Origin of the sequence: Arthrobacter sp. 2YAF22_2 (genome assembly GCF_052114645.1) — a bacterium.
In the GTDB taxonomy this organism is placed as follows: domain Bacteria; phylum Actinomycetota; class Actinomycetes; order Actinomycetales; family Micrococcaceae; genus Arthrobacter.
On record NZ_JBFRFD010000058.1, the window covers coordinates 1 to 10,316 of the forward strand.

Here is a 10,316-nt window from a genome sequence, read left to right on the forward strand (position 1 = left end):
GGCCAACTTTCAGGAGCTCGTGGATCTTTCCGCGCTCAATCTGCGCGGCGCCGTCGATCTCTCCGCCCTGAAGCAGCGCCCCGCGCCGCCCGCCGGTGCGGGCGGCGGGGGGCCGGCCGCACCGGGGGCAGCCGGCGGCGGCCCCGACCACAACGCCGCCGCGCCGCTGCGCGTGGACGTCACCGAGGCCAACTTTCAGGAGCTCGTGGATCTTTCCGCGCAGGTCCCCGTGGTGGTCGCTCTGTGGGCCGCTTACTCGCCGGGCTCGGCTCAGCTTGTGGACGTGCTGGAGCAGATTGTCGACAGCTACGAGGGCCGGCTGGTCCTTGGCGCCGCCGACATCGAGGCTTTCCCCCAGCTCGCGCAGGCCTTCCAGGTCCAGGCCGTTCCGACCGCCGTCGCTCTGGTCAAGGGCCAGCCCGTGCCGCTGTTCCAGGGCGGTGCCGAGGAGCAGCAGGTGCGGAGCCTCTTCGACGAACTCCTCAAGGTTGCCGCGGCCAACGGCGTGACCGGCCGGCTCGGGGCCGGCGGGCCAGGCTCGGCGGAGCCCGAGGCTCCGCCGCTGCCGCCGCTRCACCAGAAGGCGTTCGACGCCATCGAGGCCGGCGACTACGCCGGTGCCGCGGCGGCCTACCGGCAGGCCCTGATCGAGATGCCGGCCGACGCCGAGGCCAAGGCCGGGCTCGCGCAGGTGGAGCTGATGGGCCGGCTCCAGGCCCTGTCCGCCGCCGAAACCGAGGCCGTCCGCGGCCGTGCCGCCGAGGAACCGGACAACCTCGAAGCCCAGCTCGCCGTCGCCGACCTGGACGTTGCCGGCGGTCACGTCGAGGACGGCCTGGGCCGGATCGTGACGTTCATCGGGCGGAACTTCGGACCGGAGCGGGAAACTGCCCGGGTGCGCCTGCTGGAACTCTTCGACGTGGTGGGAACCTCCGACGAGCGTGTTGCCAAGGCCCGGCAGAACCTCGCGCGGGTGCTGTTCTAATGGGCTCGGCCCTGTTCGCGCCGCTGGAGCTGCGCTCGCTCAGGTTGGAGCACCGCGGCTGGGTTTCGCCGATGTGCCAGTACAGCTGCGGGCCGGAGACCGGCGAGGCGGTGCCCAACGACTGGCACCTGATGCACCTTGGGTCCTTCGCGACCGGGGGAGCAGCCCTGATGCTGACCGAGGCGGCCGCCGTGAACGCCGCCGGCCGGATCAGCCCCCGGGATGCCGGCCTCTATAACGATGTCCAGGCCGAAGCCTGGGAGCGGATCGTCTCCTTCGTGCACCGCCACGGTGCCGCCAACGCCAAGATTGGCACGCAGTTGGCGCATGCCGGGCGCAAGGCGTCCTCCTACTGGCCGTTCTCCGGCAACAGCGGCACGGTGCCCGCCTCCGACGGCGGCTGGAACACCGTGGGCCCGGGCACCGGCGCCTTCGACGGCTACGCGCCGCCGTCGGCCATGACCGAAGACGAAATCGACGGCGTGATCGCCGACTTCGCCGCGGCCGCCGTCCGCGCCGTCGGCGCCGGCTTCGACACGATCGAGATCCACGGCGCCCACGGCTACCTGCTGCACCAGTTCCAGAGCCCGCTGGTCAACGACCGGACGGACCGCTGGGGCGGGAATGAGGAAGGCCGCAACCGGCTGACGCTGGCTGTTCTCGACGCGGTGCGGGACGTCATCCCCGATTCGATGCCGCTGCTGCTGCGGATCTCGGCCTCGGACTGGGCCGACGGCGGCATCGACGCGGAAGCGTCGGTACGGCTGGCCCGCACGGCAGGCGAACACGGGGTGGACCTCGTGGACGTCTCCAGCGGCGGGGCCGTGGCGCACCAGAAGATCCCGGTCGGCCCCGGCTACCAGACCGGATTCAGCGCCCGGATCCGGCGCGAAGCCGGGATCCGGACCGGCACCGTGGGGCTGCTGACCTCCGCGGGCCAGGCCGAGCATGCCGTGGCCACCGGCCAGGCGGACGGCGTCTTCATCGCCCGGGCCGCACTGCGCGACCCGCACTGGTGGCTGCGGGCGGCCTTTGAGCTGGGCCAGGAACTCGCGTGGCCGCCGCAGTACGAGCGGGCCATCCCCCGGCACACGTTCTAGTCCCGCCCGCCCGCGCTGCCGGTCCTGCCGGGCCCCGCTAGCCGTCCGGGATCGTCCGCTGGGATGAGGGCCTAAATTACCCCTTTCGGACGACCCTGCCCGGCGCCGGCGGCGGTTAGTCTAGCGATATGACTTTCGAGCACCCGCAACCGCCAGTGCCGGCGGCGCCAGCCAGCCCGGCCAGCCCGGCCAGCCCGGTTGACCCGGTCCCGGCGCTGGCCCTGCGCGGCCTGGCCAAACGCTTCGGCACGAAGATCGCCGTGGACGGCATCAGCCTCGACGTGCCGGCCGGCTCCTTCTACGGGATCGTCGGCCCCAACGGCGCCGGCAAAACCACCACCCTGTCGATGGCGACCGGGCTGCTGCGGCCGGATTTCGGCACCGCACTGGTCCATGGCGTGGATGTCTGGCAGCACCCGCTGGAGGCCAAGAAGCTGATGGGCGTGCTGCCAGACGGGGTACGGCTCTTTGACCGGCTCACCGGAGAGCAACTGGTGAGCTACGCGGGCCTGCTGCGCGGCATGGACCGGGCAGTGGTGGTGGCGCGGGTGGCCGAGCTGCTCGCTGCCCTGGACCTCAGCCAGGACGCCGGCACACTCGTGGTGGACTATTCCGCCGGCATGACCAAAAAGATCGCGCTCGCCTCGGCGCTGATTCACGCTCCCCGGCTGCTGGTGCTGGACGAGCCGTTCGAATCGGTCGACCCGGTCTCGGCCGCCAATATCCGAGACATCCTCGAACGCTATGTCGGCTCCGGCGGAACGGTCATCGTCTCCAGCCACGTCATGGACCTCGTCCAGCGGATGTGCGACCACGTCGCCGTCGTCGCCGAGGGCCGGGTGCTGGCCGCCGGGACCGTCGACCAGGTGCGCGCAGGCGAGTCGCTCGAGGACCGCTTTGTCCAGCTGGTGGGCGGCCGCAGCCACGCGGAAGGGCTCGAATGGTTGCGCACCTTCTAAGGCTCAAGCTCACCCTGCTGCGCAACAGCCTCCGACGCAGCCCCTGGCAACTGGTGGGCATCTGCATCGGGGCGCTCTACGCCTTCGGCATCGTCGGGGTCGGTGTCGTCGGGCTGTTGCTGCTGCGCCAGGCTGACGTCACGACGGCGCAGACGGTGGTGGTGCTGGGCGGCGCCGGCGCGGTGCTGGGCTGGGCGATCATCCCGATTGTGGCCTCGGCCGCCGACCTGACCCTGGACCCGGCCCGGTTCACGACCTTCGCCGTCCCGATGCCGCAGATGCTGGCGGGCCTGGCCCTGGCCGGGCTGATCGGCACGCCAGGGGCGGCGACGTCGCTCGTGGCGCTGGCCACCGTGGGCACCTGGTCGCGAAGCATCCTGGACGCGTTCGGGGCCCTGGTGGGCGCCGTCCTCGGGGTGCTCACCTGCGTGGTGCTCTCAAGGGTGGTGACCGCCGGCACCGTCAGCCTGGCCAGTTCCCGGCGTTTCAAGGACGTCAGCGCGGTCGCCTTCCTGATTCCGTTGGTGCTGACGGGGCCGATCGTGGCCGCCGTCGCCCGCGGCATCCGCGGCTCGGCCGGGTTCATCGTCGAACTGGCACGGTTCCTGGAGTGGACGCCGATCGGGGCCGCCTGGGCCCTCGGCGGCGAGCTCGCCGGCGGCCACTACGGTACCGCCGTGCTCAAGCTGCTCATCGCGGTTGCCAGCCTGGCCGCCTTGGTGTGGTGCTGGAAGGTGCTGCTGCAGCGCGCGCTCGTCACACCGCCCTTCGCGGGGAGCGCCAAGAAAAAGGCCTCCGGCCTGGGGCTGTTCGGGGTGGTCCCGGGCACCCCCACCGGGGCGATTGTGGCCCGCTCGCTGAGTTACTGGCTGCGCGATCCGCGCTATGCCGGCTCGCTCGTGGTGGTACCGCTGCTCCCGGTGCTGTTGTGGTTCCAGGCCAGCCAGTCCGGCTTCTACGGGCTCCTGCAATTCGTCGGACCGCTGTCGGCCTTCCTGCTCGCCTGGTCCATCTCCTCGGATGTCTCCTACGACAGCACAGCCTTTGCCCTGCACGTGTCCGCCGGGGTGCGCGGCAGCCAGGACCGGCTCGGCCGGGCGGTGGCCTGCCTGGTCTTCGCGCTGCCCGTCGTGGTGCTGTTCAGCGTCGTCCCGATGTTCATCACCGGCGGCTGGCCGCTGCTGCCCTGCGTCCTGGGCCTGTCCCTGGGCGTGCTCTTCACCGGCCTGGGCCTGTCCTCGGTGGTCTCGGCCCGCTACACCATGCCCGTGCCGCTGCCCGGCGACAGCCCGTTCAAGAAACCGCCGGGTAACGTGGCGCAGACCTTGGCGGTGCAATTCGGCGGGATGGCCCTCCTGCTGGTCCTCGTGAGCCCGGAGCTGGTCCTGGTGGCGATGCAACTCGCGGGCGGCAGCCCGGTACCGGGCTGGATCTGCCTGGCGCTCGGCCCGGTGCTTGGCGGCATCCTCTTCGCCGCCGGCGTGCGGCTGGGCGGCAAGTGGCTGGACGCGCGCGGGCCGGAACTGCTCGCGCAGCTGGCCGTCAACCGCTGAACGTCACAACGAAAGGCAGGGACCATGGAAATCGTCATCCTTTCGGGAGGCAGCTCACGCGCCGCCCTCGCCGCCGACGCGGTCGAGGCCCTGGTGCGGAGCAAACCCGACGCCGTCCTGGGCCTGGCCACCGGCGCCTCGCCGTTGCCCGTGTACGAGGAGCTGGTGCGCCGGCACGAGCGCGGGGGCCTGGATTTCAGCCGGACCCGGGCCTTCACCCTCGACGAGTATGTAGGCCTCCCCGCCGGCCATCCGGAGTCCTACCGCGAAGTCATCCGCCGCGACTTCACGAGCCGGGTGAACATCAGCGAGGCCAACGTCCTCGGACCCGACGGGGAGGCCGCCGATGTTCCGGCCGCCTGCCGGGCGTTCGAGGACGCCATCAGCGGGGCCGGGGGCGTGGACCTGCAGCTGCTCGGACTGGGCACTGACGGGCACATCGGCTTCAACGAGCCGGGATCCTCGCTGGCCTCCCGCACCAGGATCAAGACGCTGCTGGAACAGACGCGGCGGGACAACGCCCGTTTTTTCAGCAGCCAGGCAGAGGTGCCCCACCACGTGCTCACCCAGGGCCTGGGCACCGTCCTGGAATCCCGGCATGTGATCCTGCTCGCCGCCGGGGCACAGAAGGCGCAGGCCGTCCGTGACCTCGCCGAGGGGCCGGTGGCCGCCATCTGTCCTGCATCGGTCCTGCAGCTGCACCCGCACGTCACACTCCTGCTGGATGAGGCGGCGGCTTCCTCGCTGCGACTCGCCGATTATTACCGGCACAGCTATGACGGAAAGCCGCGCTGGCAGGGCCTGTAACCGCGCCGCAGCCGTCCCGCCGTCGTCGTCGAGTCCGTGGCAGCGGCTAAGATGGGTGTCATGACCAGCATGACGGATCCACTCGAAACCGACCCGATGCGTGAGCTCTCCGGGGCCGGGACGTCGACGGCCACCATTGAGCGCGAGGAACTGCGCCAGGAGGTGGAACCGGGCGACCGGGAGCGCTTTTCGCACTATGTGCGCAAGGAAAAGATCATGGAATCCGCCCTGTCCGGGGAGCCCGTGATTGCCCTCTGCGGCAAGGTGTGGACGCCCGGCCGGGATCCGAAGAAGTTTCCGGTCTGCCCCGAATGCAAAGAGGTCTACGAGGGCCTGCGCCCGGGTGGCGACGGCGGGGACTCCGGAAAATAGGGACTTGACTCCCGGTGCCGGCGCGGCTTGATCCGTTGCCGGCCTTCGCTGTTGTCCGGTTCATCCGAAAGAGATTGGTTGTTTTTGTGCTTACTTGGGTTTCTCCGGAACCGGCTGACGTATGCGGATGGGAGGCCCCGTAAGTGACTGAAACACTCTTTGGCGGACCTGTCCTGCCGCCCGCGTATCCCGAGCGGGCCGCCTGGGGCACGGCGCCCAAGCTCCGTGCCTGGCAGCAGGAAGCACTGGACAGCTACTTCAGCACCCATCCCAAGGATTTCCTGGCGGTCGCCACGCCAGGCGCCGGCAAAACCACCTTCGCCCTGCGGGTGGCGTCCATGCTGATCGACGCCGGGGTGGTGAAACGGGTAACCATCGTGGCCCCGACGGACCACCTCAAGCGCCAGTGGGCGGACGCCGCCGCCAAGGTCGGCATCGCCATCGACCCCAACTTCAAGAACGCCGACGGCCAGCACGGCCGCGGCTTCGTCGGCGTCGCGGTCACCTATGCGCAGGTGGCCAGCAAACCGATGCTGCACCGGGCCAAGACTGAGGCGGCACGCACCCTGGTGATCCTCGACGAGATCCACCACGGCGGCGAGGCATTGTCCTGGGGTGACGGTCTGCGCGAGGCCTTCGAGCCGGCAGCCCGGCGCTTGTCCCTGACCGGCACCCCGTTCCGTTCGGACACTTCGCCGATCCCGTTCGTCGAGTACGCCKAGGACCGCGAGGGCATCCGCCGCTCCAAGGCCGACTACACCTACGGCTACGGCAAGGCCCTCCGTGACCACGTGGTCCGCCCGGTAATGTTCATGGCCTACTCCGGCCAGATGCGCTGGCGCACCAGCGGAGGCGAAGAAATGGCGGCGTCGCTCGGTGAAGCGGCCGTCACCAAGGACATCACCGCCCAGGCCTGGCGCACGGCCCTGAATCCGACCGGCGAGTGGATACCGGCAGTGCTGGCCGGGGCGGACAAACGGCTCAGCGAGGTCCGGCGCAGCGTGCCCGACGCCGGCGGCCTGGTCATTGCCACCGATCATGAGGATGCGCGCGCCTACGCCGGCCAGCTGAAGAAGATCACCGGCGAGTCACCCACGGTGATTCTCTCCGACGACGCGAAGGCCTCGGACAAGATCGAGGAGTTTTCCGCCGGCGAGAAGCGCTGGATGGTCGCCGTCCGGATGGTGTCCGAAGGCGTGGACGTCCCGCGGCTGTCGGTGGGTGTTTACGCGACCTCCACCTCCACGCCGCTGTTCTTCGCCCAGGCGGTGGGGCGCTTCGTGCGTGCCCGCAAGCGCGGGGAGACGGCGTCGGTGTTCCTGCCCTCCGTCCCCCAGCTGATGGCACTGGCAAACTCGATGGAAGCCGAGCGGGACCACGCCCTGGACCGACCGGAGAAGGAAGACGCCGACGGGCTGTTCAACCCGGAGGACTCGCTTCTGGACGAGGCCAACCGCGAGGAGAAGGCCTCCGACACCCTGATGAAGGGCAAGTTCGAGGCGCTCGACTCGCAGGCCTCCTTCGACCGGGTGCTGTTCGACGGCGGCGAGTTCGGGACCGGCGGCGAGGTGGGGTCCGAAGACGAGCTGGACTTCCTCGGCATTCCAGGCCTGCTCGACGCCGAACAGGTGGGCACCCTGCTCCGCCAGCGCCAGCATGAGCAGCTCAGCCGCAAGAACAAGCGCTCGCCGCAGGGGGCGCCCGCAGTGCCCGACGCGCCCGCCGTGCCGGACCACCGGATGCTGATGGACCTGCGCACCGAGCTGGCCAAAAACGTCGCGGCCTGGTCCGCGCGGACCAGCACCCCGCACGGCGTCATCCACACGAAGCTGCGGACCGTGTGCGGCGGCCCGGCAGTGGCGCAGGCCAACGAGGAGCAGCTGCAGGCGCGGCTCCGGAAGCTCCAGGACTGGTTCATCGGCCGGAAGTAGCAGGGCGGCACGCAAAAGGGACCGGGTCAAAACCCGGTCCCTTTTCAGTTGGCGGCCTGTCCCGTTACTGGGCGGGGGCCGGGCACGCCTGGGAGAAGGCCTGCCCGGCCGAGGTGTACTTGGCCTTCAGGTCATCCACCTTGGCCTGGTCCGGGTCCTTCTTCGCGGACTCGTCCAGGTAGTCCACGATGGACTGCAGCGGACCCTGCAGCTCCGCGGAGGCCGTGGCCTCGATGGGCCGGATCTGGTTCGCCAGCCGGGTCATGCCGAACTTGTCCGAACTGGACGTCGGCGACGAGGTGATGGTCTTGATGCGGGCGCACGTTTCCTCGGTGGTCATCTTCGGGGCCGAGCAGGCGGCTGCGCCGAGCAGAGTCCCGGCAGCGATCAGGACGGTCAGGGTCTTCTTCATGGTGTACTCCGGGAATTTACGGGTCCGACGTTACTGGCAAGGATTCCGAGTCTACTGTGCGGCGCTGGGTGCCACGAGTTCAGGCGAGATCGACGCCGCCAAGCTCCATCTCCGCAAAGGCATCGTCGAGGTCTTCGGCGATCCCTACCGTGAGCCCGCGCGGCACAGTGACGGAGTAGCCGGCCTGGACGGCGTCCAACGCGGTCGCCTTCACGCAGTGGTCGGTGGCGATCCCCACGACCACAACCTCTTCGACGTCGTGGCTCTGCAGCCAGTCGTCCAGGCCGATGGCGTCGTCGTCCACGGCGAAGGCGCCGGGGCCTGCCGCGCCGCCCACGGGCAGCGAGCCGGGCGTGCGGTCGCCGGTGGGGACGGCGTCGTCGGGGGCGAGCAGCCCTTCGAAGCCCGAGTAGGCGGCCGTRAACTGCCCYTTGCGGAAGTAGGCCTGGAYGTAYTCGGTGTCCAGGTCCGGGTGCAGCTCGGCGCCGCGGGTGCCTGCGACGCAATGCGGCGGCCAGCTGTCGGTGTAGTCCGGCTCCTCGGAAAAGTGCGCGCCGGGATCGATGTGCCAGTCCTGGGTGGCCACGATGTGGTCGAACTGCCCGTGCCGGGCATCGACGTATTCGCTGATTTCGGCGGCGAGCGCGGCCCCGCCCTGAACCGGGAGAGCACCGCCCTCACAGAAATCGTTCTGCACGTCGACGATGATCAAGGCGCGTGACATTCAGTCCTCCTCGTAGATGGTGGGGATGGCTGCTTCCCCGCGCTGGAGCCGGTTGACCACTGCCGGGAGCTCCTTCATGCTGTCGGCGTGGCGCTGCCGGGCGCGCTCCACGCCCTCGGGTCCGGTCCAGCCCGGCAGCAGCTCGCCGTTCTTGATGAACTGCTGCAGCAGCTGCCGGTCGTTGCCGTCATCCTCCGGGGGGCGCCCGATGCCGACGAGCTCCTGGGTGGCGGTGCCTCGGTCGTTGAGTTTGCGCAGCGCGTACTTGCGGCCGCCCTTGCTGGCCTTGTTCTTCGCCGCCTTGGCCACCGGAACGAAGCTGCCGGCGTCGTCGGTGTGGCTGACCAGCTTGTAAACCATGCTCGCCGTCGGCGCTCCGGAGCCGGTCACCAGCGAGGTGCCCACGCCGTACGAGTCCACCGGGGCGGACTGCAGCGCGGCGATAGCGAATTCATCCAGGTCCGAGGTGACCATGATCCGGGTGTTTTCGTTGCCCAGCTGATCCAGCAACTGGCGGACCCACTGTGCCTGCGCGACGAGGTCGCCCGAGTCCAGCCGGACCGCGCCGAGCTTGTCGCCGGCCAGTTCGACGGCGGTACGCACGGCAGCCTCGACGTCGTAGGTGTCCACCAGCAGCGCGGTGCCAGCGCCCATCGAGGCGATCTGCGCCTCGAAGGCCTCCCGCTCGGTGTCATGCAGCAAGGTGAAGGAGTGGGCGGCCGTGCCCACCGTCTTGATCCCGTAGCGCCGGCCGGCCTCGAGGTTGGAGGTGCTGTCAAAGCCCGCAATCACGGCGGCCCGGGCGGCCGCGACGGCGGATTCCTCGTGCGTGCGCCGCGACCCCATCTCGATGCAGGGCCGGCTGCCCGCCGCCGTAATCATGCGGGAGGCCGCGGACGCGATGGCACTGTCATGGTTGAGGGTCGAGAGGACGTACGTCTCGAGGATGCAGGCCTCGGCAAAGGTGGATTCGACGATCATGATGGGGGAGTTGGGGAAGTAGGCGTCGCCCTCCGCGTAGCCCCAGATGTCGCCGGAGAAGGAGAACCCGGCCAGGTACTCGAGGGTCTCCTCGTTGACCACCTTCGAACGGCGCAGAAAATCGAGCTCGGCGTCGCCGAAGCGGAAATCCGCGATCCCCTCCAGCAGCCGGCCGGTGCCCGCCACGATCCCGTAGCGCCGGCCGTCGGGGAGCCGCCGGGCAAAGGCTTCAAACACCGATTTGCGGTGCGCGGCGCCCGAATGCAGTGCGGCCTGGAGCATGGTCAGCTCGTAATGGTCGGTGTACAGAGACGTGCGGGGATGGTCCCAGCCAGCTGAGGTACTCACAAATTCACTCTAGTCCCCACCGGCTCCCTCGTCTCGCTTCGCTTCGCCGTGGGGCCCTCGCCGGCGTGGGCCCACCCACCGGCTCCCTCGTCTCGCTTCGCTTCGCCGTGGGGCCCTCGCCGGCGTGGGCCCACCTCCCCATAG

Annotated in this window: 10 protein-coding genes; 7 read left to right on the plus strand and 3 right to left on the minus strand. The window is 69.8% G+C overall.

Translation table 11 applies throughout. The features are described 5' to 3' along the window. The first annotated feature begins 19 nt into the window (after positions 1 to 19). The 7 genes from AB4Y86_RS04160 to AB4Y86_RS04190 all read left to right on the plus strand — a co-directional run bounded on the left by AB4Y86_RS04160 (position 20) and on the right by AB4Y86_RS04190 (position 7,707). The gene (locus AB4Y86_RS04160) at positions 20 to 985 is read left to right on the plus strand and encodes a co-chaperone YbbN (RefSeq protein WP_441400362.1); all 966 of its coding nucleotides are present in this window, start codon (positions 20 to 22) and stop codon (positions 983 to 985) included. Then, positions 985 to 2,085, plus strand: coding sequence for an NADH:flavin oxidoreductase/NADH oxidase (locus AB4Y86_RS04165; RefSeq protein ID WP_441400346.1), 1,101 nt, complete (start codon positions 985 to 987; stop codon positions 2,083 to 2,085). The genes AB4Y86_RS04160 and AB4Y86_RS04165 overlap by 1 nt, the downstream gene beginning before the upstream one ends. A gap of 128 nt (positions 2,086 to 2,213) precedes the next feature. Next, the gene (locus AB4Y86_RS04170; protein WP_441400348.1) at positions 2,214 to 3,044 is read left to right on the plus strand and encodes an ABC transporter ATP-binding protein; all 831 of its coding nucleotides are present in this window, start codon (positions 2,214 to 2,216) and stop codon (positions 3,042 to 3,044) included. Beyond that, on the plus strand, positions 3,026 to 4,597 hold the full coding sequence (locus AB4Y86_RS04175) for a transporter (protein ID WP_441400349.1): 1,572 nt from the start codon (positions 3,026 to 3,028) through the stop codon (positions 4,595 to 4,597). Before AB4Y86_RS04170 ends, AB4Y86_RS04175 begins: the two co-directional genes overlap by 19 nt. Before the next feature lie 24 nt (positions 4,598 to 4,621). After that, a complete protein-coding gene (nagB, locus tag AB4Y86_RS04180) occupies positions 4,622 to 5,404 on the plus strand; it encodes a glucosamine-6-phosphate deaminase (protein ID WP_441400351.1) in 783 nt (260 codons plus the stop codon). Positions 5,405 to 5,464: 60 nt separating this feature from the next. Continuing rightward, on the plus strand, positions 5,465 to 5,776 hold the full coding sequence (locus tag AB4Y86_RS04185) for a DUF3039 domain-containing protein (protein ID WP_441400353.1): 312 nt from the start codon (positions 5,465 to 5,467) through the stop codon (positions 5,774 to 5,776). A 143-nt stretch (positions 5,777 to 5,919) separates the two neighbouring features. After that, entirely contained in the window at positions 5,920 to 7,707 is a 1,788-nt protein-coding gene (locus AB4Y86_RS04190; protein ID WP_441400355.1) for a DEAD/DEAH box helicase, read from the plus strand. 64 nt (positions 7,708 to 7,771) lie between these two features. On the opposite strand, the gene AB4Y86_RS04195 is transcribed toward AB4Y86_RS04190, so the two are convergent. From AB4Y86_RS04195 to AB4Y86_RS04205, 3 genes are all read right to left on the minus strand, one after another. Further along, positions 7,772 to 8,119 carry a hypothetical protein gene (locus tag AB4Y86_RS04195; protein WP_441400357.1) on the minus strand — a complete coding sequence of 116 codons (348 nt, stop codon included), beginning with the start codon at positions 8,117 to 8,119 and terminating at the stop codon, positions 7,772 to 7,774. A 79-nt stretch (positions 8,120 to 8,198) separates the two neighbouring features. Beyond that, positions 8,199 to 8,843: an isochorismatase family protein gene (locus tag AB4Y86_RS04200; protein WP_441400359.1), complete on the minus strand. Its 645-nt coding sequence runs from the start codon at positions 8,841 to 8,843 to the stop codon at positions 8,199 to 8,201. Beyond that, positions 8,844 to 10,172 carry a nicotinate phosphoribosyltransferase gene (locus AB4Y86_RS04205; protein WP_441400360.1) on the minus strand — a complete coding sequence of 443 codons (1,329 nt, stop codon included), beginning with the start codon at positions 10,170 to 10,172 and terminating at the stop codon, positions 8,844 to 8,846. It abuts the gene before it with no gap. Positions 10,173 to 10,316 lie beyond the last annotated feature (144 nt).

What these genes read in the sequence shown, in the direction of transcription:
- AB4Y86_RS04195 (WP_441400357.1), bottom strand. Translation starts at nt 8,119, where the DNA reads ATGAAGAAGACCCTGACCGTCCTGATCGCTGCCGGGACTCTGCTCGGC.
- AB4Y86_RS04185 (WP_441400353.1), top strand. Translation starts at nt 5,465, where the DNA reads ATGACCAGCATGACGGATCCACTCGAAACCGACCCGATGCGTGAGCTC.
- nagB (WP_441400351.1), top strand. Translation starts at nt 4,622, where the DNA reads ATGGAAATCGTCATCCTTTCGGGAGGCAGCTCACGCGCCGCCCTCGCC.
- AB4Y86_RS04170 (WP_441400348.1), top strand. Translation starts at nt 2,214, where the DNA reads ATGACTTTCGAGCACCCGCAACCGCCAGTGCCGGCGGCGCCAGCCAGC.
- AB4Y86_RS04165 (WP_441400346.1), top strand. Translation starts at nt 985, where the DNA reads ATGGGCTCGGCCCTGTTCGCGCCGCTGGAGCTGCGCTCGCTCAGGTTG.
- AB4Y86_RS04175 (WP_441400349.1), top strand. Translation starts at nt 3,026, where the DNA reads ATGGTTGCGCACCTTCTAAGGCTCAAGCTCACCCTGCTGCGCAACAGC.